The sequence below is a fragment of the Pseudoclavibacter sp. RFBG4 genome, assembly GCF_002931515.1.
Classification (GTDB): domain Bacteria; phylum Actinomycetota; class Actinomycetes; order Actinomycetales; family Microbacteriaceae; genus Pseudoclavibacter.
Genome location: NZ_PSYC01000029.1, coordinates 18,062 through 41,488, shown reverse-complemented (window position 1 = coordinate 41,488; position 23,427 = coordinate 18,062). Strand labels below are relative to the sequence as shown.

Below are 23,427 nucleotides of genomic sequence, written 5' to 3'. Positions count from 1 at the left end.
GCTTCGTGTTCACCGCTGCGCATCGGCTCGAAATCGATGATGACCGGATCGGAGTAAGGGCTTCGCTTTCCGTGCCTCAAGCCCCCAAGGACTTGCAGCGTCTCCATCGGGCGATCCTTGGATCAATCCAGCAGATTGGCCTTGCGCGCTGCTGCGAGCGCATCTTCACGATTCGTCACGCCGAGCTTGCGATAGATCGAACGGACGTGCGTGCGCACAGTGGCGAGCGTCACGAAGAGCGCAGTGGCGATGCTCGCGTACCGAGGGGTGCGGGCCAGCTCCAGGAGCACGTCGTGCTCGCGGCGCGTGAGACGGGGGGCTCTGGGGTCCGCTCTCTGAACCTCACCGGTTTCGCCGGGTTCGGCGAGAGAGGCGACGAACAGGCGCGTGCGCTCGTCACCGTGTGCAGTTGCCAGGCGGAGCAAGCGCGACCCAGCGTGCGGCATCAACGCTCGGAGGGGCAACGTCAAACCGTCGCGCGTCATGCTCGTGACCCCGCTGGTGAACGCGCGTGCGGCTGACGGCCCCTCGTCGAGCGCATCGTGAGCGACTGCTTGCAGCAAGGAGCGCGCAGCGCGCTCGCGGGGTGTACGTGCCTCCGCCAGGTCTGTACCAAGTGCTGCAAGCGCCCGGTGCGGATCGCCTCGAAGCAGCGCCAGGTGTGCGTGCAGGGCCTGCGTCGTGAAGGACATGGCATGCCGGGGTATCTGATCGAGGTGCGTCTCTGCGGAGCGCACGTCCCCGCTGGCGGCGGTGAGCATCACCAGGGTCTGAGCGAGGTGTGCGGCGACGAACTGGTTGACGGTCCGCTGACGACCGATCTGCACACGCATCGTGCGCACGAACTCGAGACCGGCATGAGCTTGACCGGCGCCGATGTAGGACCAGGCCTCTGCTCGCAAGAGGAGGTGAACGTTCTCGATGGTCTCGTAGTGTTCACGCAGTGGAGCCAACCGCGCCCGAGCATCCACAGGCCTTCCGGCTTCGAGATGCAGGTAGGCCTCCGCGAGACGAGCGGGGGACCCCGAGTAGTTGTTGTGTCGCGCCTCCTGCCCGGGAATGAGTGCGAGTTCGGCCAGTGCGTGCTCGGCTTCGCTCATCTCACCGGCAAGGGCATGAGCTCCAGCGCGTAACGAGAGCGCGAAGTAGCGGGAGTGCCGATGGGGCTGATTCAAGCGCGCAGTGCTCGATCCGCTCATCAGCACGTTGAGCGCTCCCGTCGTCTCTCCGCCGAACAGCAGCGTCGCAGACACCTGCGTGACGACATATGGAATGAGGTTCGCGATCTCGGCCCGGCTCTCCGTCGGAAGCTCCTCGAGCTGCGTCGCGAGTCGTTGCGCCACCCTGCTCGCACGGTCCGACCGCCCGTGGGTGATACGCGCGGCCACCATCTCCAAGAGAGAGAACACGATCTTCTGATCCGGAGTGGCGCTCCGACGTCGTATCGATATCCCGAGCATCGCGATGCCGAACATCTCTCGGGCCTTCCACTGATGGTCCTTCTGGCCGAAGTACTGCAGGGCAAGAGCGGCCGCCAAGATCGGCCAACGCAGCAGGGTAGAACGGTGCGCGGTCCCGAAGAGCTTCGGCACAAGGCCCTGATGCACCACGAACAGCTCGAACCAGTAGTCCGTGATCACGGCACTGCTCAGCGCATGGTCCTCGATGTCGGCGGCCGCGATGAGCGCTTCCACGGGATACTCGTGCTTCCACGCCCAATCCGCGAAGGACCTGCGCGTGCGGATGTAGAGATCACGGTCCTGGGCCTGCGCACGCTCACGCAGGGCATCGAGGGCCAGCCGTGTGAGCCGGAACTCGAGACCGGCCCTTCCCAAGGCAGAGCTGCCGAGCCCCATCGTCTCGGCCCAGTCGATGGCCTCGACCGGAACATCGAGTGCCGCGGCGAGTGGACGCGTGATGAACTCGGTGGCACTGAACGTCGTGAGCGCGTCGAGAAGTCCACGCGTCCGGAGATCAGAGTCTGCCAGGACCTGGAGCCGCTTCTGCAGCCAGACGCGAGGCGAGGAGATATCCCTCTGCTCAGCCACATCCGAACCCGCGAGCCGAACGAGAATGGGAACGCGTGCGCTCGCCGTTTCCACTTCTTTCCACGCGTCGGCAGTGGCGGCGCCATATGCGGATCGGAGGGCCTCGGCCCCCTCCTCAGCGGTGAAGAGGAGCTCGTGCGCCTCGACAACGGTGACATCGACGCGGACACGCGCATCGGCCGACTCCAGAACACTCACAGTGCGCGTCGCGAGCACGAAGCGAACGAATCGGTACCGCTCCGAAATGGCCAGGAGGTCTGCCAGCACCAGCTCATCGTGGAGTTCCTCAGCACTGTCCACGACCAGACAGACAGGCTCACCCACGCTGCGAAGCGCAGACACCAGATGATCCAGATACGCCCCTTCCGGGAGAAACGTCTCAGACAGCACGCTCGCCGCGTGAGAGGGTTCGAGGCCCAACCCCTCAGAGATCGCAGTCAGCGCGTCGCGCCAGATCGCTGTCTGGGTGCCTGACTCACCGGATGCGTCGACCCAGAACGTGAGCGCCCTGCTTTGGGCCCACTCGGCCAGAAGAGCGGTCTTGCCATATCCAGCAGGGGCCCTCAGGACGGTGACCGCATCACCGGCTTCGATCCGTTCGGTGAGGCGTGCACGGTACACGTGACCCCGCCCCAGGCGGGGCATACGACGGCTGGGCACGCTCCCGTTTCTCCTCATCCTGCACAGGTCACCTCAAGTGGTGGCACCGAGTGCTTCCGGCCAATATCCCCGCAATCATATTTGCCCGGATCACTTCCCCGGGGACAACGTCGATTAGAGGGTCGAACATGAGATTCGAGAGGATGCTGGACTGCGCGGCGCTCAGCGCTCGGCGCGAAGGTCTCGGCGCGAAGGTCTCGCTCCTACAGCCCTGCGTTGTGCAGCTGCGCGCGCAACCGGCGCACGAGGGCACCGATACCGACGTAGGCGCCGACTCGGAGCACGAGGATGAGTGCGATCAGCGCGGGAGAGGACACTTCAGGAGACAGCACGGCGAGCGAGAGAACACCGATGGTCAGTCCTCCAGCAGCGCACGCCGTCATCCACACCGCCACCGGCGGCAGAGCGCGGGCGTTGATGCGCGGCGGTCTGGGTGAGCGTCGTCGTGCGCCGAAGAGCACGAGTTCGATGGCCAACGCCGGGACAGTGAGTGCCACGATGAGAAGCGGACCGAGCGGTGTCGCTATCAGCAACGCCGCGGTGAAGAATGCCACGAAGGTTGCACTGCCGAACCTCGGAACCAGGAGAGCCGCCAGCATGGGAGTAGCCATGGTGAAAGAAGCGACCACCGCATACGCCGGCGGTGAGACAGGTGCGAGCACCGTCGTCAGCGGTGAGATCACGAGCGCGATCACGGCTCCGAGCGCCGCGAGAGCACCAAGCCGCATCAGGGTGGAGCTGCCACCGGACCTGGGAGACGCGGCAGGCCGTTCCGTCTGTGTGGTTCGGCCCACTGCTTCTCCCTGATCGACGTGATGTCCCTGAACTGAGAGTAGGTGACGTGAAGACTCGAGACTGGCACTCAGAACCCGAGGATCACTCCCGTGGACGTCACCGAAGCGTTCGACTGCCATCCGGACGGCCAGCCGACTCGCGTTCCCACGTCGGGCGCGGGAACGCAAGTCGGGTGGGCCTACCCCGCGGTGACGACCAGGGTGCCGGTCCGGGATGCGACGTTGTTCGCCGGATCCGAGTCCTGAGACGTGAGACCCGTCGCAGAGAGCGTGCCGCCGCGGGTGCCGAGCTCGGCAGAACCGGCGCCAGGCGTGACGGTGAGGGGCACCACATACGTTTCGCCGTACGGCAGGGGTGCGGAGAACGTGAAGATGTACCCATTGATGAGCCCACTGTCTTCATCAGCGAGGGCCGAACGCGTGAGGCCGGCGGGCAGTGCGGAGTTGGCCGGCACGCGCACCTGGACAACCGTCGCATCGAACGTGAAGATGACCTGCACCCCCTGCGGAACAGCCCCGCCTGATTCATCGAGGCTGCTGAGCACGAGCGTGGTCGGGAACCCAGTGCCCACTGCGCGACGCGTCCCCGAGACCTGGGTATCGAAGCCCTGCTCGCCAGAGAACGAGGGGGACAGGTCCCAGAGCGCCTGTGAGGCTGCAGCGAACGGGCTCGTGACAGCGAGCGCGATCACTGGGGCAGTCCACGCGGTGGCCGCGAGCACTCGCCGTCGAGAGAGGGGGGCTTGGGTGGACTGATGCGCGAGGGGGGTGGCACTCATGGTTCTCCGTTTACTGGGGGAGGGGGACTCGAACGAAGCTATGCATCCACCCAGCACGGATCGATCAGTCGTCGCATCTCATATCCAAGTTTCAGATCGTGAGTTGCCGCGCATCTGGACGGGAGTTATCAGCAACGCGAACGAAGCGAGCTGTGGCCAAAAAGTCGCACGCTGGTGTGCGAGCTCCGTGGCGTCACTATGTTTGTGAGCTGCCAGTCACTTCCTCGGAAGTGAGATGTTGAACCGAAGGAACATGATAACGATGTCACCAGTCGAGCGCAGGGCTCTGCCCAAGGGGTCTGCGTGGATGGTGCCTGCACTCGCTGTGTCCGTTGCCGTACCGCTCGCAACCGAGTCGACGACAGCTTTCGACGGTGCATTCAGCTGCAGCAACGGGCCACCCGCATCGCTTGAAGTTGCCCATCCGACCGTTCCGGTCGACCCGGGCACGACGTGCTTCGTGTGGCTCGCATCAGTGCGCACGCGCATCTCGGCTTTCTTCGCGATCTCGGTGCGAAGGCCATGGCCCCAACCGGACCGACTCACACGTCTTTCCGATCACAGATGCGCTCGCGGAAGACGCCGCGAATACCTGAAACGGCAGCAAGTCAGGACCCGTCTTCGACGTTTCGGGCGCTGCGCAGAGGGGAACGCCTCGAGCACGGTTGGCCTTCAGCCGTCTCGACTCAAAGAAGTGCGCGGAGCGCCTTAGCGTCGCAAGCGATCGGACGCCTCCACCGCAGGGGAGCAGCCCAAGGGGTGAGCCCAGGCCGCGTCTCGCGGCTGGCCTGGCCAGCCACCTCGTGGGCACATTCACCAACCAAGTCCGCGAGTCATGCACGTCATTGATCGGTCGGGCGATGTTCACGTCGTGCGGAAGGAAGAGCTTCCAACCACTAGCTGGTTGTGTGCTCCTCCACGTACGACCGCAGATCTCGTGACTACACGCGAGCTGCAGCTGAAGCGATTGAGGTAACACAGATATGGGTGATCGCTCATATTTCTCGGAAATTCACGGCTGGCAAGCATTGCCCGGCTTGCGAGGGTACGAGAATACGTTCAAGGGGGTACTGCCCGACGACGCGTTCGAGTCTTCGGGGGTCTTCGTTCGTGATCATTACGAACCGGCTCACGCGGAAGTGCAGCTCCTTCGCTTCAACAACTTCCTCGTGGCGAGGCTGCGAACGCGTCCGGTTGTCCTGGAATGGCCTCGCACGCGTCTCCCCGCGCGGCGGCGATTCGCGTTCATTCTCGTCAATCAAGGCGAAGTCGCATTCGAAGGTGACAGCCTGAAGGGCACGCCAAGTGCCACGGGCGTTGGCATGGCACTCCCGGGGCATGAGCCACTCACGATCGAGGTGGTCGGTGTCACGGAGATGATCGTCTTCACGTTCGACCAGGACGAGATCTCGCCGTTGCAGGCGAACCGGGTTCCCGGCGTCACAGACGTCTCCAGCTCACCGCTCTACACTGCGACCTCGCACTTCCTGAGCAAGCTGCTCAGCCAGTCGCCCGACGCAGACCAGATGACGGCGAACTCCATTCGCGAACTGCTTCGCTCCTTCGCCCGCGCACTTGTCATGGAGTCGACTCGCGAGAATATCGAAGCACCAGATGATCTTTTCGGGCGCGTCAAGGAGCTGGTCGATTCACGATTCTCGAACCTCGACTTCGGGCCCTCGGAAATCGCGAGGGAGCTCGGCGTTTCGACGAGGTCGCTGCAGCGAGCCGCGGAGAAGCACGGAGCTAGCGTCGCCAAGATGCTGCGAACAGCACGGGCACAGCGGGCCCAGCACCTGATGCTCACTCGGCCGCATCTCACTCTCGATGTGGTCAGCAAGATGAGCGGATTCAACTCGGTCGGATCCATGCGTCGTGCCCTGCTCAGTACTCGCGGGATGACTCCGAAAGATGTCCGAGCTTCCTCGGGGACTGACATCAGGAGATCCCCGACAAGTCCATCTTCGGACTACATCCTCTAGTGCGTTTGCCAACCTCGAGCCGCCACGACCAGTTCATCGTTTCCTCGTCGGAGTAAGGCCCGGATCATTCACTTGAGCTCGGAGCCGCTGTGGGTAGTCGCCGTCGGGCAAGCGTCTCCGGGCCGGTGTGATGGTGGGTGCCGATCGGTGCCGCCCGGCCCAACGCTTGCGTTCCTCCCCGCCGCCGAGAACGGTTGCTGGCTCCTTGCTCCGCGTGGCAACGAAGCAAGGAGCCGGCTGGAGAAGCTACTGCCAGCTGATCGTGACCACGCCCGGCAAGCCGTAACCGCTTGAGGTTGCCGGTCCGGAACTGATGGTCGAGGTGAGCACGGCGGCGCCAGTGGTGCCGCCAACGTAGTTGGAGCCTGCGCCGCCGCCGCCGCCCGCTCCGGCCGGCCCCTGCGGGGAACTGGGGCCGTAATAGATGGCGCCGCCGCCACCGCCGCCGAAGTAACCGCCGCCGCCGCCACCGCCTGAGGCCCCGTCTCCGGTGCCGTAAGCGTCGCCGCCAGCAGAACCGTTGCCTGGGTTCCCTGTGCCGAATCGGGTGGGGCTTCCTCCTGAGGGTGTTCCTCCGGCGCCACCGGCGGTGGCAGTGCCTGCTCCTCCTCCTTCAGCACCGGCCCCGCCTCCACGTGTTCCGCGTGTGCCGGCTGCTGGTGGATTGCCTCCATTGCCGCCAGCGCCGCCAGTTGCCGTCTGCGCGCCCGAGGCTATTTCAGCTCCGGCTCCTCCGCCACCACCGGCGACGACGACGGGGCGCCCACTCAGCACAATCGCTGAGCTCCCGCCGCCGTTCCCGCCATCGTTGTTCGGGTCTCCTGTGCGTGCCCCGCCGTAGGATCCGACGCTCCAACCGCCAGTACGGTCGCCCCTGACGCTGCCCCGCGGTGCGCCTCCACCTCCGGCTACGAGGGTGAGCGTGGTGGCTACACCACCGAGGTTCAGCGTTCCGGTGATGACCGCACCTGCGCCACCGGCCGATGCCGCAGGCCCTCCAGCACCGCCCCGAATGGTGTACGTGACGTTGCGGGCCCCCGCGGGAATGTTGACCGTCAGGCGACCCGCAGAATCGGCTGTTGCGTTGACGGTCGCCGTTCCAGGGGTCCCGGATGCAGAGCTAACTGGTACAGCAACAGCGCCCAGAATGATAGGTGCCGACCATGCAGCTCCTGCGAGCAGCTTGCGGCGATCAAGCCCTGTGCTCTCGGCATTCTTCTCGTTGTCCATATCAATATTCTTTCTTCGTCTTTGCTCGTCGTCGTTCGACTGCCGGAAGAATCACCGGATCGTGTACAAGGTGTCGTGACGAGAACTTTCTGGTTTGTTGGGGGTCAAACGTCGCGAGTGCACCTCGCGGGATTCCGAGGCTCACGCCTTCGGCGGCATGCTTAATCTGTTGGGAATGAATCACGGAGATATTGCATGTCGGCATCAAACTAGACTTTTGTCCGGTTGTGGCACCTCGACTGTCGCCGCTTGCAACAATGCTGTCGCGTTCTGGCACGATCGAGCTTCTGCGGTTCGCGCAGTGGAGTAGGTCTTGCTGCCCGCTGGATATGGGATAACCCGTGAGGGAGCCGTCTACTTCGCTTTGGTGCATCGTGCCTCGGGGCTCGATGGTGCGGTGAAGCCTTTCGGGCACGCGGCGGAGTTTAAGACCAATCGGCTCAGCGTAGGCGACACGAAGAAGTCAGTGTCGTTTTCTAGAAATGCGCGGCGCGGTGACCCCAGATCACCGCGCCGCGCCGTGGGGCGCCGTGCATGCCATCCCCCGATAGCGCAGTCATAGCGCCCACGTCGCTCACTTTAGGAGCAAGATTTCGCCAACCGGAGGGATTGGCGGCAGCTAGATGGAACATGTCGCGTTTCGCGACCTTTCCTTGCTCCCAAGGGAGGCGCCAGAGGGTGAACCGTCAGCTTCCTCGGAGTATGAGTACACTTGCCGGTCTCCAGCTTCATCGAGCTCCCGGCGGCATCTTCCGCTGAGGCGCACGTGGGGAAACTGAGCGGACTTCGCGCCGAGAGCGGGTTCTGCGACTCCCCAGACCACGAGCCGGGAGCGTGCCGTCGAGGAGGGGCAGCGGTCCGCGGTGCTTGCTGATGGCGGATTTCTCTTGGCAGATTCGGCCCCTAGGGTTGATTCGAACGATCGGAGCGGCAATGGACTCTGCACATGTTGTGGGTCTTGAGAATCACGAGGCACTGCAGTGGCTGCAAGAGCAGGGCTGGGATGTTCGGATTGATGGAGCAGAAGTTCGTGTCCATGCAGACGTCATCGGAACTCGCACATTCACGTTGGGACGCATCTGGCAATCCGCCACGAGGCTGGAGCCCGATGCCGACTCGTATAACCCCGACCTCGTCTATGTGAATTTTGTTTTGACCGGTCATCTCATGATCCAGAGCGCTGAGGGACGATCAAGACGAGTCACCGCGCCGCACTTCTACACGCATTCAGCGCGTCGACCAGTGAGCGTTTCGTCGACGGAGCCCCATTCTTGTCTCTTCATCGCGATACCCAGGGATCAGCTGATTGAGCTCCCGTGGGTCGAGGGTCAGGCACCGGGGCCGTTCAAGACAACCAGTTCCTTCCGCAAGGTCTTCATCGCGGCCGCGAGTGCTTCGCTGAGTACACAGATCCAGGAGCGGCAGGTTGGTTTCAACTTCTGGAGGCGTGGAATCCAAGAGCTTCTGCTTGCTGCACTCGCGGAGACGAGAGTTCAGGAGGAAGTCGAGAAAAGCTCACCGCGCGAACTGCACCTCGCTCGTGCCTACCAGCTGATCGAGGAGAACTACCGGGATCCGAATTTCTCGACCCGAGAGCTGGCACGCAGTCTGAGTGTCTCTGTTTCACAGTTGCACCGCATCTTCGCCGCAGAGGGCCGAGCCGCCGGAGCGACTATTCGGAGCATGCGAGCAGCGCGGGCCCGAGCTCTTCTGAAGGTGAGCGAGAAATCGGGATCCGAACTTCTCGTCATCGCGCAGGAGAGCGGATTCCGGTCGGTGCGAACGATGCGTCGTCTGCTGAAGGACGACGTCACAGAGGGCCCGTCCGCCTAGGACTGAGGCCCGACGGGACAAGGCATTTGCACCTCGTCGTGTCGAACCGTCAGCTCGTGGTCTCGCCCAGCTGGTCGGTGCACTTCGGCGCGGGTACCGGCCCGTACACGTTCGTGTGGGCCACCGCGGGCGAGAACACCACCTACAACGACATGGACCCCGTCGACACCACGCTGGTGCGGTGAGGAGAGCGAGCCCTGCCGTCGGATGAGGGCAGGGCTCGCTGCCCTGGTGAGAAGGGATCGACGTGTCGCTCTCGCCTGATCGTCTAGGTTTATCCGGATGATGATGATGTCGAGGTGGGCAGCGAGTGTGCTCCTCGTGTCGGTTCTCGCGGGGATCCTCGCGGCAGTGTTCGCCGCCATGCGGTCCGACTGGGCGACTGGGCTCGCAACGCTCATCGCGCTCGCGGCCGCCTGGGCCTCGATCTGGCTAGTGCTGCGCGAGCATGCGCGCGACCGTGCGCGGCTCGAGGAGGTCACCGAGCTCAGCACGAGGCGGGCGGACCAGGCATCGGTGCTGAGCCACGAGCTCCGCACGCCGCTCGCAGTCATTCAGGGGGCCGGGGAGCTCCTCGCGGAGGAGAAGGCCGGCCCGCTCACCGAGAAGCAGTCCGTGTTCGTGCATCGCATCGTCGACAACGCCGTGCGGATGCACAACTTCTCGGAGCAACTGCTCACGAGGGCCCGCCTCGAGGCCGGCCTCGTGTCGATCGAGCGCTCTCGGGTCGACCTCAGAGTGCTGTTCCGGGGCGTCGTCGAGGAGCTGTCGGAGATCTCCGATGTCACGGTCGTGCTGGATGCCCCTGGCGCCCCGGTCAGCGCGTTTGTCGACCCGCAGCTCACGAGGCAGGTCATCACGAACCTCGTGAACAACGCGGCGAGGAGCGAGTCGGCGGGCGGTCGCGTGGAAGTGCGTATCGTTCCTGGGGACGACGAGGTCATGATCTCGGTCAGCGACGGAGGGACGGGGATGACGGAGACGCAGCGGGAACGCCTGTTCAGCCGGTTCTCGAGCGGCCGCCCGCTCGGCAACGGCACCGGCATCGGGCTCTTCATCTCGCAGCAGTTCGTGGAGCTGCAGGGTGGCCGCATCCACGTCGACACGATCTCGGGAAAAGGGACGACGATGATGTTCACGCTGCCGCTCGCGGACCCAGCCGTCGCGAGGCGTCGACGATGACCGCGCCGCACAGCCTCGCGTTCGTCGTCGACGATGAACCGGCGATGCTCGACATCGTCACGTTCGCGCTGGAGACGCAGGGGTTCACGACGGAGTCGTTCCGCTCGGCGGAGACCGCGTGGACGGCCCTCGAACGCTCACGCCCGGACCTCGTTGTGCTCGACATCATGCTGCCCGGCATCTCGGGCATCTCGCTGTGCCAGCGCATCAAGTCCCGCTGGGACTTGCCGGTGATCCTCGTGACCGCGAAGGGCGAGGTCTCCGACCGGATCGCGGGGCTGGAGGCGGAGGCCGACGACTACGTCGCGAAGCCGTTCCACCCGCGCGAGCTGGCACTCAGGGCGCAGCGCCTCGTGCGGCGCCCGGAGTCGTCGCGTGCCGTCGTGACCTCGGGGGTCCGACTCGAGCTTGACCCCGCGAGCCACGATGTCATCGTCGCCGCGGAGCGGGTCTCGCTCACCAATACCGAGTACAAGCTCCTCGCCGCCCTCATGGCGCACCCGAACTCACCGCTCGACTTCTCCCAGCTTCTCCTCATGTGCTGGGGCGAGTACGACCGCCACGGGGATAGGGAGATGATCAAGGCCGCGGTCTATCGGATGCGCCACAAGCTCGAGGCGGCCGTCACGGGAAGCTCGGCGGCGATCGAGAGCGTGCGGGGCACCGGCTACCTGCTCCGCGCCGACCGCACCTGAGCCTCGTCCGTCACCAGGGTGCCCGCCCAACTCGGTGACAGAGCTGTCACCGAACATCACCGAGCTGTCACGGGCGCGCCCGCATCCCGCTCGTAGCGTTGGCAACGTCGAGCACAGCTCACTGATGCTCGGCAGTTCGAAGACCAGGACAAAGGAGTTCTCCCGCATGCAACGCACACTGCTTCCCTTCGCGGTCGCGGCAACAGCCGCCACCGCTCTTCTCGCCGGTTGCTCGGCGGGTGCGGGTACCGAGGCGGGCGCCTCGAGCGAACCGGTCACGTTCATCTGCACCCCGCAGGAGGACTGGTGCCAGGTCATCGCCGCCGAGTTCACGGCGGCCTCCGGCATCCCGGCGAACTATGTGCGGCTGAGCGGCGGCGAGGCCGTCGCACGCCTCAGCGCGACAGGAGACACCCCGGAGTTCGACGCCTGGTTCGGTGGCGGCGCCGAGGGGCATCTCGCGGCCGACGAGTCCGGCTTCCTCGAGCCGTACACCTCACCGAACGCCGAGCAGATCCCGGCGGAGTACAAGGACGCGGATGGGCGCTGGACCGGTGTCTACGTCGGCGCGCTGAGTTTCTGCTCGAACACCGACGTGCTCGAGGAGATCGGTGCCGAGGCGCCGACCTCCTGGGCGGACCTGCTCGACCCGAAGTTCAAGGGCAACATCGCCATGGCGCACCCCGGCACCTCCGGCACGGCCTACCAGGCGCTCTGGACCGAGGTCGAGCTCAACGACGGCGACCAGGATGCGGCCATCGGCTTCTTCGGCAAGCTGCACTCCAACATCCTCCAGTACTCGAAGAGCGGCAGCGCGCCGGGCCAGATGGCAGGCCGCGGTGAGGTCGCCACCGGCGTGATCTTCGCCCAGGACTGCCAGAAGTTCGTGAACGAGGGCTTCACGAACCTCGAGACGACCTTCCCCTCCGAGGGCACCGGCTACGAGGTCGGGGCCGTCTCGCTCATCAAGAACGCGAAGAACCCAGAAGGCGCCAAGGCGTTCATCGACTGGACCCTCACGGCAGAGGCGCAGGACCTCGCCGCGACTGTCGGAAGCTACAGTGTGCCGACGAACCCGGACGCGGTCATCACGGAGGACATGGTCGACTTCGACACCGTGAAGCTCGTGCACGCCGACATCGACGCCGCGGGTCAGGCGCGCAACGAGCTCACGGGACGGTTCGACTCGGAGGTGGCGCCTGCTCCCAAGGAGTAGAAGCGCGGACGAACAATGACCTCAACACTCGAAGCAGTCGCTGGCGGCACCACGCCGCCAGCGGCCCCCGCCCCCGCACGAGGACGCGGCTCGCGCTCGGCACCGCGGTCACGAGCCCGCGCCGACCGCAGCGTCGTGATCCTCGGCACGGCCGTCGCCGTCATCCTCCTGCTCCTCATCGGCTACCCGGTGATGAGCCTCCTCTCCGCAGCGTTCGCCCCGGATGGGCTCGCGGTGCTCGCGAGCATCGTGACCGACCCCGTCAACCATCGGATCGTGCTCAACACACTGGTCCTCGGCCTCATCGTCGGGGTCCTGGGCACCATCATCGGGTTCCTGTTCGCGTTCGCCCAGGTCCGCATCGCGTTCCGCGGCAAACGAGCGCTGCACCTGCTCGCGATGGTCCCGATCGTGGCGCCCCCGTTCGCCGTCGCCACCGCCGTCATCACGCTCTTCGGCCGCAACGGCGCGATCAGCAACGGCATCTTCGGCATCAAGGGCGACATCTACGGGCTCTCCGGCCTGGTGCTCGTCCTCGCCCTGTCCTTCTTCCCCGTCGCCTACATGAACTTCAAGGGCATGCTCGAGTCACTCGACCCGAGCCTCGACGAGGCCGCAGCTGGCCTCGGGGCGAGCAAGCTCAAGGTGTTCTTCTCCGTCACCATCCCTATGCTCGTCCCCGGCTTCGCCGGGTCCTTCCTCCTGCTGTTCGTGGAGTCCATCGCCGACCTCGCCAACCCGCTGGTGCTCGGCGGCGACTACACGGTCCTCGCGAGCCGGGCCTACCTCGCCGTCACCGGCGACTACAACACGAGCGCGGGCGCTGCCTACTCGCTCACGATCCTCGTGCCAGCCCTCCTCGTGTTCCTCGTGCAGCGCTACTGGGTCTCGAAGCGCAGCGTCGTGACCGTGACGGGCAAGCCGACGGGACGATCCGAGCAGATCACCGCTCCGAGCATCCGGGTGCCCATCCTCCTGCTCGTCGGCTCGATCAGCGCGCTCATCGTCACGATCTACGTGACCGTCCTGACCGGCGGCTTCATGAAGGTGCCAGGGGTCAACAACGAGTTCACGCTCGACCACTTCAGATTCGTGCTCACCGGCATCGGCTCGAAGGCCATGATCGACACGGCCACCCTGGCCCTCATCGCGGCCCCGATCGCCGGCGTGCTCGGGATGCTCATCGCCTGGCTCGTCGTCCGGAAGCTGCGTCGCACCTCCGGGCTGCTCGACTTCGTCGGCATGCTGGGGCTGGCCGTACCCGGCACCGTCCTCGGCATCGGCTACGCGCTCAGCTACATCACGCCTACCACGATCTTCGGCGTGCAGATCCTCCCGGCCCTCGCCGGTGGAAGCGCGGCGTTCTCCGGCGGCATCGCGATCGTGATGGTCTACATCACCCGCTCGCTGCCATCAGGCCAGCGCTCGGGCATCGCGGCGCTCAACCAGATCCATCCCGCCATCGAGGAAGCCTCCACGTCGCTCGGCGCCGGGTCGGGGACGACGTTCCGCAAGGTGACGCTGCCGCTCATCCAGTCGGCCCTCCTCACCGGCCTGACCTTCGCGTTCGCGCGGTCCATGACAACGCTGTCGCCCATCGTGTTCCTCACCACCCCAGGCATCAAGATCATGACCTCGCAGATCCTCGCCGAGGTCGACTCGGGGCGCTTCGGGAACGCGTTCGCGTACTGCACGGTGCTCATCCTCATCGTGCTGACGCTCATCCTCATCATCAACTTCCTCGTCCGAAAGGTGATCTTCCGTGGTCGCACACACCGTCGTTGACTCCGTCGATGGCCTCGCCGAGGCTGTCGGCATCGACCCCGAGGCCGCACTCGGCCGCATCACCCTCCGCAAGCTGACGAAGCGATACGGAGCCAAGGCCGACGACCCGCTGGCCGTGGACTCCGTCGATCTCGAGATCGAACCTGGCGAGTTCATCACCCTCCTCGGCCCCTCCGGCTGCGGCAAGACCTCGACCCTGCGGATGATCGCCGGGTTCGAGGAGCCGACCTCGGGGGAGCTCGAGCTCGACGGGGCCGACATGATCCGTGTCGCCCCGAACCAGCGGCCCATGTCGATGGTCTTCCAGTCGTACGCGCTCTTCCCGCACCTGTCCGTGCGCGAGAACGTCTCGTACGGGCTGAAGCTCAAGAAGATGCCGGCGGCGCGGATGCGCGAGGAGGTCGACACCGTCCTGACGATCATGAACCTCATGAACTTCGCCGACCGGGCGCCCCACCAGCTGTCCGGCGGTCAGCAGCAGCGCGTCGCCCTCGCCCGTGCGCTGGTCATGCGGCCGAAGGTGCTGCTCTTCGACGAGCCCCTCTCGAACCTCGACGCAAAGCTGCGCGTCCTGATGCGCAACGAGATCCGCCGCCTGCAGCGTCGACTCGGCATCACGAGCATCTTCGTCACCCACGACCAGGACGAGGCGATGACGCTCTCCGACCGCATCGTCGTCATGAACCGCGGCCGGATCGAGCAGGTCGATGTCCCGGACACCGTGTACCGGCGCCCGGAGTCGGTGTTCGTCGCCGACTTCATCGGCCGCGCGACGTTCCTCGACGCCACCCTCCTCGCCGAGCCGGCGAATGGGCGGGCCCGGGTCGTGGCGCTCGGCCGGGAGTTCGAGACGGACTGCCAGGACGGCGTCACGATCGACACGGAGGTGCTCCTCATGATCAGGCCGGAGTCGGTGCGACTCTCCGGTCGAGTGGAAGCAGCGGAGGTCCACGGCGACGTCGGACGGGTCCTCACGACCATCTTCCACGGGGACAGCGTCGAGTACGAGATCGAGACCGACACGGGGACGATCGTGGCGCAGGTCTCGGACCCATCCGTCGAGGACATCCTGCGCCCCATGGACTGCGTTCGCGTTGGCATCGCCCCGGAACGCGGATGGCTGCTGCCCAAGACGGGCGACGAAGGCGACGACACGGCGGCTCACTAGGCGCCTGCGCGCTGAGGTCTCGGGCCACTGCCTTCTCTCGAAGGCGGTGGCCCGAATGGTGCGGCGGGGTACCCCCGGGGCGCCGCAGGTCAGCGTCGGCGCGCGGCTCGGACGCCGTTCAGGATGACGAGCAGCTCCGCGGCTTCGTGCACGAGCACGACTCCGGCGAGGCCAAGCACACCGAACAGCGCGAGTGGGAACAGGACCACGATGATCGCGAGTGCAAGCGCAATGTTGACGGTCATGATGCGGCGTCCGCGTCTGGCGTGTGCGAACGCGCTCGGAAGCAGCCTGAGGTCGCTTCCCGTGAAGGCGATGTCCGCGGACTCGATCGCCGCGGCGGACCCATGGGTCCCCATGGCGATCCCAACGGTTGCCGTGGCGAGCGCCGGGGCGTCGTTGATGCCGTCGCCGACCATCGCAGTCGGCGTCTGGGATGCCAGCCGCTCGATGACGCGGGCCTTGTCCGCCGGAAGCTGCTCGGCGTGCACCTCGGCGATCCCCGCCTGCGATGCGAGCGCCTGCGCGGTCTGCGAGTTGTCGCCGGTCAGCATGAGGGAGCGGATGCCGAGCCGGGAGAGCTGATCGATGGCGTCCGCAGCATCCGGGCGCAGCTCGTCGCGGACGCCGATCAGGCCCGCGATGCTGCCATCGACCTCCACCACGACGACCGTCATGCCCTGACCTGCCAGCGTCTCGGCCGCGACCTCCACGCCGAGCGGCGGGAGCCACCTCGTGTTGCCCACTCGCACGGCCGCGCCATCCACCTGGCCGGCTATGCCGAGCCCCGCGAGTTCTTCGACGTCGGCGGCGACGAAGGGAGCCTCACCCGCCGCAGTGATGGCGCTGGCGAGCGGATGCCCGCTGACGGCCTCGAGGGCAGCGGCGAGGTCGACGACCCCTTGCCCGGTCCAAGCGGCCGCCGGAACGACGTCGACCACGCGCGGGTCGTTCATGGTCAGCGTGCCCGTCTTGTCGAACGCGACCGTTCGGATCGTTCCGAACTGCTCGAACGCAGCACCGGATGTGATGACCACGCCGAGCTTCGAGGCGGAGCCGATCGCGCTGATCACGGTCACCGGGACGGCGATCGCGAGGGCGCAGGGCGAGGCCGCGACGAGCACGACCAGGGCGCGCTCGGTCCAGAGCGCCGGATCTCCGACGAGGAACCCGAACGCCACGATGAGCAGCGCCAGCACGAGCACCGTCGGCACGAGCGGGCGGGCGATGCGGTCCGCCAACCGCGCGCGGTTCCCCTTCTTGGCGTGGGCTTGCCGGACCAGTTCGACGATCTGGGTCAGCGAGTTGTCTCGGCCATCGGCCGTGGCCTCGATGCGCAGAGCGCCGGAGATGGTGATGGTCCCGGCCGCGATCGCGTCTCCCGGCTCGAGCTGCACGGGGATGGACTCGCCCGTGACCGCCGACGTGTCGACGTTCGATCGCCCCTCCCGCACGATGCCATCCGTGGCCGCACGGTCACCGGCGCCGAGCTGCAGCACATCTCCGCGACGCACCTCGCTGGCCGGAACGGTCGCGGTGCCGCCGCCGCGGACCACGATCGCCGTCTCCGGGAGCAGCGCGAGGAGCGCGCGCAGCCCATCCTTCGCCCGCGACATCGCGCGTCCCTCGAGCGTCTCCGCGAGGGAGAAGAGGAACGCCAGTGCTGCGGCCTCGCCCACGTGCCCGAGCAGAACGGCGCCGAGGGCCGCGATCGTCATGAGCAGCCCGACCCCGAGGCGGCCCCGCGCGAGGCGACGGAGCGTGTCGGGGACGAAGGTGGACGCCCCGGCCAGCAGGGCGACGGCATGGAAGACGACCGCGGCGGCGGGCGCCCCGCCCCATTCGAACCCGTAGCCGACGATCAGCGCGACGCCCGACACTGCGGACGGAAGGAGCGCCCGATCCCGCCACCACGGCGCGGCGACGGGCGGTCCGCTCGCCGGCTCGGCTGCGGAGGCCAGTGAGGCCGCCGAAGCCAGCCGAGGTCCGCAGCAGGCATCCCCGTCATCGTCTCCGCATGCCGCAGTGACGACCGGCGACGAAGGGAGGCCGTCGAAGGCCGGTGGCTGCCCCGAGCGGAGCAGCAGTGGCCGAAGCTGGGCGCCTCCTCGCGGGGGTTCGGTCGGGCCGCAGCATTCCTCGCTCACGCGAGACCCGCCACTTCCGAGGCGCACGCCTCGCAGCTGTCGCAGTCGGACGCGCACGGGACGCCCTCGTCGACGGCCAGGACGGTCTCGATCAGCGTGCCGAGCGCGCGGGTGATGTGCGAGTCGGCGATCTCGTACCGCGTCTGCCGGCCCTCGGGGCTCGCGACGACGATGCCGCACCCCCGCAGGCAGGCGAGGTGGTTCGAGACGTTCGTGCGAGTGAGCCCCAGCGACTCGGAGAGGCGAGCGGGGTACCCGGGGCCGGAGAGCAGCGCGAGCAGGATCCTCGATCGGGTGGGATCCGCCATTGCCCGACCGAGCCTGTTCATCACGTCGAGCCTCGAAGCAAGAGTCAGCATGGAGTGACTATACAGCGAAGAGTGACCTGTCTGGCGGGTCAGGCTGCCTCCACCACCATGTTCGGGTCAGCGACCGGCCCACTCGCCGCGCACGTGCCCGATGTGCTGCGCCACCAGCTCCTGCATCCGCGCTCGGTCGCGGTCGAGCGCCGCCTCGATCATCTGGCCGTGCTCGAGCGTGGACGTGGTGAGCTGGCCGGCTTCGGCGAGCGGCAGGAGGTTGTGGAGGCGGCTGCGCTCGCGGGCACGCCGCACGATCTGGACGAGCTCCGGGTTGCCGTGGAGAGACAGGAACGAGGTGTGGAACTCGGTGTCGGCCGTCAGGTAGGCGACCATGTCGTTCGCCGCCTCAGCTCGCTGCATCGCCTCGACGAGGGGGCGGAGCGAGCGGATGCGCGCCGCGTCCTCGTTGCTGTGCCGCTCGGCGATGTCGCCCATGACCGGCACCTCGAGCAGCCGGCGCACCTCGGCGAGGTTGTCGAGCTCGGCGCGCGTGACCTCCGTCACGCGGAACCCCGTGTTCGGCAGCACCTCGACCATCCCATCGCGCGACAGCTCGAGCATCGCCTCCCGGACCGGGGTCGCCGAGGAGGCGAAGCGGGCAGCGAGCGCAGGCGCCGAGTAGACCTGGCCGGGGGCGAGCTCGCCGCCGATGAGCGCGGCCCGCAGCTCCGCGGCCACGCGCTGCCGCACGGAGTCGCGACGGCCCGGGCTGGGCTGCGCGCCGGCGGGGGTGCTCATCGGCGACGCTCGTCGGCGTCGGCGATCGCCCGTGCCAGCACGAGGTCCTCCCACGACATTCCGGCGCTCTTGAACACCACTGGTCGCCCCCCGAGCGGCCGGCGGTTGCCCTGCACGAGAGCCGCCATCGGGATCAGGTCCCGCGCGTCGAGGGCGCCCTCGCCGATGGCCATGATGACGTCGCCGCACTCGCGAAGCGCCGCCGCGACGTCCTCGACGACCACGTCGGCTCGGCCGAGCAACGCACCTGGCAGCTCGCGTGCATCCGGCGAATGCGAACCGACCGCCACGACCACGGCGTCGTCGCGCACGAGCTCGTCGGGGAAGAGCGGGGCCGAGGCTGTCGTCGTGCACAGGATGAGCCCAGCCGCGCGGGTTGCAGCCTCGGCCTCCTGGCTGCCCGCCGCGACCACGGCGTCGAAATCCTCGCTCGCGAGGACGCGCTCGGGGGAGCGGACCACCGACGTGACTCGGCCGATCTGCCGCGTGCCCTCGAGCACGGCCCTGACCGTGCGCACGTGTGCTCTCGCCTGGGGGCCGGCGCCATAGGCGACGACCTCCAGCGGGCCAGGGTCGCGCTCGAGCGCATCCCTGACCGCCGCCACGGAGACGGCCGAGGTGCGAACGTCGGTGAGGGCCGGCCCGTCGATGAGGGCGCGAGGCGTGAGCGTCTCCGCGTCGAACAGCACGTAGAGGCCCTGGATGCGGGCGCGTCCCCGCGCCGGGTTGTCCGGTGCGATCGTCAGCAGCTTGATGCCGGCGCTGTCCGCGGTCTCGGCCGGCATGAGGAGGAACTCGCCGTGCTCGAGCGACTCGAAGATGCGCGCGTGGTCGGTCTCGGGACGGAATCCGTCGGCGAGGGCGCGCCGGAGCGCATCCACAGCTGCCGTCGGGGAGAGGAGCGCCGCGACGTCATCGGCGCCGAGGTAGGGGATGCGCGCGCTCATCGCAGCACGAACCCGGGCGTCATCTCGTCACGAGGGTCGACCTCGAAGACGTGCTCGCCGGTCTTGTGCGCCATACCCGAGACCTGCGTCGTCGTCGCGCGGCGCCCGGCCTCGACGCCTTCCGCGACGACGCGGGCGAGGAAGCGGGAGTCGACGATGGAGTCGTGCACGAGCTCGGACCCGACGGGCAGCGCGCCCTGCTCGGTCAGCGTCGCGACCCGGGCGCACGTGCCGGAACCGCAGGGGGAGCGGTCGAGCTCACCGTCGGCGAACACCGTGGCGTTGCGCTGGCGGACGACGCCGTCGGCGCTGTGGTCGGAGAAGAGGATCGTGCCGTAGACCCCGCTCAGTCGTGCGTCGCTCGGATGCTGGGCGTGCGGTGAATCGTTCAGGAGCCACTTCACCTCCCGCCCGAACGCGATGATCTCGCTCACGTCCTCCGGCTCGATCGACAGCCCGATGGTGCTCGCGTCGACCTGCGCGTAGATGGCCCCGGCGAAGGTGAGGTCGGCGAGCACCGTGCCCCTGGATGTCGAGACGTGGACCTGCCGCGTGAGCACGTAGCCCGGAACGTTGATGAAGTCGGCCCCCGTGACGGTGCCATCTGGGTCGGTGTGGACCCTCGCGGTCACGCGCCCTGAGGGGACGTCGATGATGACGTCCGTCGTGCCGCTGGTCTCGGCGGCGACGAGGCCGCTCTCGATGGCCCACACGCCGAGCGCGATCGTGCCGTGCCCGCACGCCGTAGAGAACCCGTCCTTGTGCCAGAAGAGCACCCCGAGGTGGGCGCCGTCGTCGTTCGGCTCCACGATGAAGCCGCCGTACATGTCGGCGTGCCCGCGCGGCTCGAAGCAGAGCAGCTGGCGGACTCGGTCGACGGTGGGGGAGGCCATGGCGAAGACGCGCTTGCTGGCCACGTCTGTGCCCTCGATCGGGATCCCGAGCTCCGGCACGATGCGGAACGGCTCGCCGGCCGTGTGGTAGTCGATCGTCGCGTAGCGCTCGCGCATGAAGCCTCCAGAGAGATTGCAATTGCAATCACACTACGGCACGGCGCGCACGACCGACAGGGTGGGTGCAGACACGCGACTCGCGCAGCACTCGAACCCTGCCTAGAACATAGGTACGATGGCGGGGTCATGAACTCGTACCTGCTCCATGCCGACGCCGACTCCTTCTTCGCATCGGTCGCCCTGCGTGACCGGCCGGAGCTCGCAGCCAAGCCCGTCGCCGCCGTGGCGCACCTGTTCATCGCCAGCGCCAACTACCCGGCGCGGGAGTTCGGCATCCACGCCGGCATGCTCGTCACCGAGGCGCGCGAGCTGTGCCCACGCATCCTCCTCGTCGAGGCCTACCGCCAGGAGATCGAAGCGGTCGGGGATGCGCTCTACGCGCTCTTCGACTCGGTCGCGCGGGGCATAGAGCCGGGTTCGATCGAGGAAGCGTTCCTCGACGTCGGGGCTCGCACGATCGAGGAGGCGCAGAGTGTCGCCCGTGAGCTCCGTCGCCGCGCGGCGACCGAGCTGCGCATCCCCGTCAGCGTCGGCATCGGCCGCACGAAGCTCATGGCGAAGCTCGCCTCGAGAGCAGCGAAGCCCGACGGCGTGCACGTCATCGACGAGGCGCGCGAGCTGGAGCTGCGCACCGAGCTGCCCATCGGCGAGGTGTGGGGCATCGGGGCACGCACCGAGGCGCGGCTCATCAAGCTCGGCGTCGGTCGCATCGGCGACGTCGACGTCATCCCGCGCGACGAGCTGCTGCGGGTCTGCGGCACGGGAATGGCCAGGCGGCTGTGGCGCATCCGCGCCGGCACCGACGATGCGATGATCTCGCCCATCCGGCACCGCACGAGCCTCACCTCGGAATCGTCGACCTCGGGGTACGCGCGGGCCGACCGCACGCCGGAGGAGGTCGTCGAGGGCTGCGTCGAACGCGTCTGCCACCGCGCGACTCGAGCGGGTCTCAGCGCGACGGGCATCAAGCTCGAGCTGCGCCCCGTCGGGCTCGGCCCGGTCAGGGAGAAGTACCAGGGCATCGACTCGAGCGCGTCCTTCGACGTGTGGATGCCCGTGGCGAAGAAGCTGCTCGTCGACTCGAGCACGTCGGAGCTCGAGTCCGCGAGCGTGACGCTCACCGGGCTGGTTCCGGTCGAGATGGTGCAGCCGACGCTCTTCTGACGGTCCCGCCCCGCGGTTTCGCCTGTCGGTGCCCTGCCTCTACGCTGAACTGCAGATCGCGGGATGCGCGAGCGGACGAGACGAGGACCCCGACGATGAGCAGCACTCTCGAGCCGCGCGAGGGCATCCTCCGCCCCATCTCGGCGGGCGTGGTCTCGGCGCTCGTGGCGTTCACGAGCTCGTTCATCGTCGTGCTGACGGGCCTGACCGCCGTGGGCGCGAGTGCAGATCAGGCATCGAGCGGCCTCCTCGCCGTGAGCGTCACCATGGGCCTCGGGTGCATCCTGCTGGCGGGGTGGACTCGCCTGCCCATCACCGTCGCCTGGTCGACGCCGGGCGCGGCCCTGCTCGCGGCGACGGGAACCATCGATGGCGGCTGGCCGGTCGCGGTCGGCGCGTTCCTCATCACGGGACTCCTCATCGTCGTCACGGGGCTCATCCCGCAGCTCGGAGCGCTCGTCGCCCGCATTCCCGTCTCCGTCGCCCAGGCGATGCTCGCGGGCGTGCTCTTCCAGCTCTGCCTCGGCCCGATCACCGGCATGGCGGAGAACCCGCTCGCCGTCGCGCCCGTCGTCATCGCCTGGCTGCTCGCGCTGCGCTTCCTGCCTCGGTGGGCCGCGCCGATCGCGTTCCTCGTCGCGGCGATCGTCATCGGCGTGCACATCGTCGCCACCGGCGCCTCGATCCAGGCCGGCGACCTCGCCCCGCGCCTGGAGTTCACCGCTCCGGAGTTCTCGATCGCCGGCATGATCGGCATCGCGCTGCCCCTCTACCTCGTCACCATGGCGTCCCAGAACGTGCCGGGGGTGGCCGTCATGAAGGGCCTCGGCTTCGAGGTGCCGTGGCGGCGGTCGCTCATCGCGACCGGCATCGGCACCGTCGTCGGCGCCCCCGCCGGGGGCCACGCCATCAACCTCGCCGCCATCAGCGCGGCCCTCGCCGCGGGGCCGGAGGCGGGAGAGGACCGTTCACGCCGCTGGGTGGCGAGCGTCACCAACGGGGTCGTCGTCATCGTCCTCGGCGTGGCATCGGCAGCATTCGGAACGCTGGTGCTGCTCGCCCCGGCCGGCGTCATCGCGGCAGTGGCGGGGCTCGCGCTCATCGGCACGCTCGCCGGCTCGCTCAAGGCGGCGCTCGCCGAGACGGGCGAGCTCGTGCCTGCCGTCGTGACCTTCGCGACCGCCGCATCCGGCATCGCGATCGGTGGTGTCAGCGCCGCCTTCTGGGCACTGCTCGCGGGCCTCGTCGTGCGCTTCGTCGTCCGACCGCGCCGCCCATCCACCGAGAGCTGAGTTGTGGTCGTCTCGGGCGACGAATGACGACCACAACTCAGCTCTCGGTGGATGCGCGGCCCGAGGCGCAGTCCGCGCTCAATCGTTGCGGGGCGCCGTGATCCGAACGATCACGAGGTAGACGGCGAGGCAGACGACGGCGCCCACGATCGCCGAGGTCCAGTTCGGCAGCGAGAACGGGTCGCTTGTGCTGCTCCAGAACAGGACGCTGCTGAGCCAGCCCCCGAAGAGCGCGCCGAGCGCGCCGACGAAGAGCGGCGCGATCCAGTCGTCGCGCCTGCGGGTGGGCAGGAAGCGCTTGGCCAGCACCCCCAGGAGAAGGCCGATGGCGAGGAAGGCGAAGTAGCTCACGCGTGCTCCAGAGGTTTCGGGGGAGAGGACGAGGCTTCCAG

At 67.5% G+C, this 23,427-nt stretch carries 19 protein-coding genes; 10 read left to right on the top strand and 9 right to left on the bottom strand.

Annotated features, from left to right (window positions below):
* Positions 1-122: 122 nt before the first annotated feature.
* The 3 genes from C5E10_RS11550 to C5E10_RS11540 all read right to left on the bottom strand — a co-directional run bounded on the left by C5E10_RS11550 (position 123) and on the right by C5E10_RS11540 (position 4,194).
* Complete coding sequence (locus tag C5E10_RS11550) at positions 123-2,348, bottom strand: LuxR family transcriptional regulator (protein WP_181062738.1); 2,226 nt, start codon at positions 2,346-2,348, stop codon at positions 123-125.
* Between the two features lie 563 nt (positions 2,349-2,911).
* Positions 2,912-3,403 (bottom strand): ECF transporter S component, encoded by a 492-nt coding sequence (locus C5E10_RS11545; RefSeq protein ID WP_146080245.1) that lies wholly within the window; start codon positions 3,401-3,403, stop codon positions 2,912-2,914.
* 278 nt (positions 3,404-3,681) lie between these two features.
* Complete coding sequence (locus tag C5E10_RS11540; RefSeq protein WP_146080244.1) at positions 3,682-4,194, bottom strand: hypothetical protein; 513 nt, start codon at positions 4,192-4,194, stop codon at positions 3,682-3,684.
* Positions 4,195-5,264: 1,070 nt separating this feature from the next.
* On the opposite strand from C5E10_RS11540, the gene C5E10_RS11530 reads away from it, so the two are divergent.
* The 8 genes from C5E10_RS11530 (at position 5,265) to C5E10_RS11500 (ending at position 15,372) form a co-directional block, all read left to right on the top strand.
* Positions 5,265-6,263 (top strand): helix-turn-helix domain-containing protein, encoded by a 999-nt coding sequence (locus C5E10_RS11530; protein ID WP_104331762.1) that lies wholly within the window; start codon positions 5,265-5,267, stop codon positions 6,261-6,263.
* A 2,163-nt stretch (positions 6,264-8,426) separates the two neighbouring features.
* Complete coding sequence (locus C5E10_RS18875; protein ID WP_181062737.1) at positions 8,427-9,326, top strand: helix-turn-helix domain-containing protein; 900 nt, start codon at positions 8,427-8,429, stop codon at positions 9,324-9,326.
* 38 nt (positions 9,327-9,364) lie between these two features.
* The gene (locus tag C5E10_RS19170; protein WP_181062736.1) at positions 9,365-9,511 is read left to right on the top strand and encodes a hypothetical protein; all 147 of its coding nucleotides are present in this window, start codon (positions 9,365-9,367) and stop codon (positions 9,509-9,511) included.
* A 136-nt stretch (positions 9,512-9,647) separates the two neighbouring features.
* Positions 9,648-10,508, top strand: a complete 861-nt coding sequence (locus tag C5E10_RS11520) for a sensor histidine kinase KdpD (RefSeq protein WP_181062735.1) — start codon at positions 9,648-9,650, stop codon at positions 10,506-10,508.
* Positions 10,505-11,203, top strand: coding sequence for a response regulator transcription factor (locus C5E10_RS11515; protein WP_104331759.1), 699 nt, complete (start codon positions 10,505-10,507; stop codon positions 11,201-11,203). Before C5E10_RS11520 ends, C5E10_RS11515 begins: the two co-directional genes overlap by 4 nt.
* Before the next feature lie 166 nt (positions 11,204-11,369).
* A complete protein-coding gene (locus tag C5E10_RS11510; protein ID WP_104331758.1) occupies positions 11,370-12,419 on the top strand; it encodes an ABC transporter substrate-binding protein in 1,050 nt (349 codons plus the stop codon).
* Positions 12,420-12,434: 15 nt separating this feature from the next.
* Entirely contained in the window at positions 12,435-14,204 is a 1,770-nt protein-coding gene (locus tag C5E10_RS11505) for an iron ABC transporter permease (protein ID WP_104331757.1), read from the top strand.
* Positions 14,182-15,372 carry an ABC transporter ATP-binding protein gene (locus C5E10_RS11500; protein ID WP_236558347.1) on the top strand — a complete coding sequence of 397 codons (1,191 nt, stop codon included), beginning with the start codon at positions 14,182-14,184 and terminating at the stop codon, positions 15,370-15,372. Before C5E10_RS11505 ends, C5E10_RS11500 begins: the two co-directional genes overlap by 23 nt.
* 89 nt (positions 15,373-15,461) lie before the next feature.
* Here C5E10_RS11500 and C5E10_RS11495 read toward each other — a convergent pair whose 3' ends face one another.
* The 5 genes from C5E10_RS11495 to C5E10_RS11475 form a co-directional block, all read right to left on the bottom strand.
* Positions 15,462-17,333, bottom strand: a complete 1,872-nt coding sequence (locus C5E10_RS11495; RefSeq protein ID WP_374953509.1) for a heavy metal translocating P-type ATPase — start codon at positions 17,331-17,333, stop codon at positions 15,462-15,464.
* 182 nt (positions 17,334-17,515) lie between these two features.
* A complete protein-coding gene (locus C5E10_RS11490; protein WP_104331756.1) occupies positions 17,516-17,878 on the bottom strand; it encodes a helix-turn-helix transcriptional regulator in 363 nt (120 codons plus the stop codon).
* Between the two features lie 66 nt (positions 17,879-17,944).
* The gene (locus tag C5E10_RS11485; RefSeq protein WP_104331755.1) at positions 17,945-18,619 is read right to left on the bottom strand and encodes a GntR family transcriptional regulator; all 675 of its coding nucleotides are present in this window, start codon (positions 18,617-18,619) and stop codon (positions 17,945-17,947) included.
* A complete protein-coding gene (locus C5E10_RS11480; RefSeq protein ID WP_104331754.1) occupies positions 18,616-19,566 on the bottom strand; it encodes an ornithine cyclodeaminase family protein in 951 nt (316 codons plus the stop codon). Before C5E10_RS11480 ends, C5E10_RS11485 begins: the two co-directional genes overlap by 4 nt.
* Entirely contained in the window at positions 19,563-20,576 is a 1,014-nt protein-coding gene (locus C5E10_RS11475) for a proline racemase family protein (protein WP_104331753.1), read from the bottom strand. Before C5E10_RS11475 ends, C5E10_RS11480 begins: the two co-directional genes overlap by 4 nt.
* Positions 20,577-20,705: 129 nt before the next feature.
* On the opposite strand from C5E10_RS11475, the gene C5E10_RS11470 reads away from it, so the two are divergent.
* Both C5E10_RS11470 and C5E10_RS11465 read left to right on the top strand, forming a co-directional pair.
* Positions 20,706-21,743 (top strand): DNA polymerase IV, encoded by a 1,038-nt coding sequence (locus C5E10_RS11470; RefSeq protein ID WP_104331752.1) that lies wholly within the window; start codon positions 20,706-20,708, stop codon positions 21,741-21,743.
* Positions 21,744-21,838: 95 nt separating this feature from the next.
* Positions 21,839-23,035 carry a benzoate/H(+) symporter BenE family transporter gene (locus C5E10_RS11465; protein WP_104331751.1) on the top strand — a complete coding sequence of 399 codons (1,197 nt, stop codon included), beginning with the start codon at positions 21,839-21,841 and terminating at the stop codon, positions 23,033-23,035.
* Between the two features lie 78 nt (positions 23,036-23,113).
* On the opposite strand, the gene C5E10_RS11460 is transcribed toward C5E10_RS11465, so the two are convergent.
* On the bottom strand, positions 23,114-23,386 hold the full coding sequence (locus C5E10_RS11460) for a GlsB/YeaQ/YmgE family stress response membrane protein (RefSeq protein ID WP_104331750.1): 273 nt from the start codon (positions 23,384-23,386) through the stop codon (positions 23,114-23,116).
* Between the last annotated feature and the right edge of the window lie 41 nt (positions 23,387-23,427).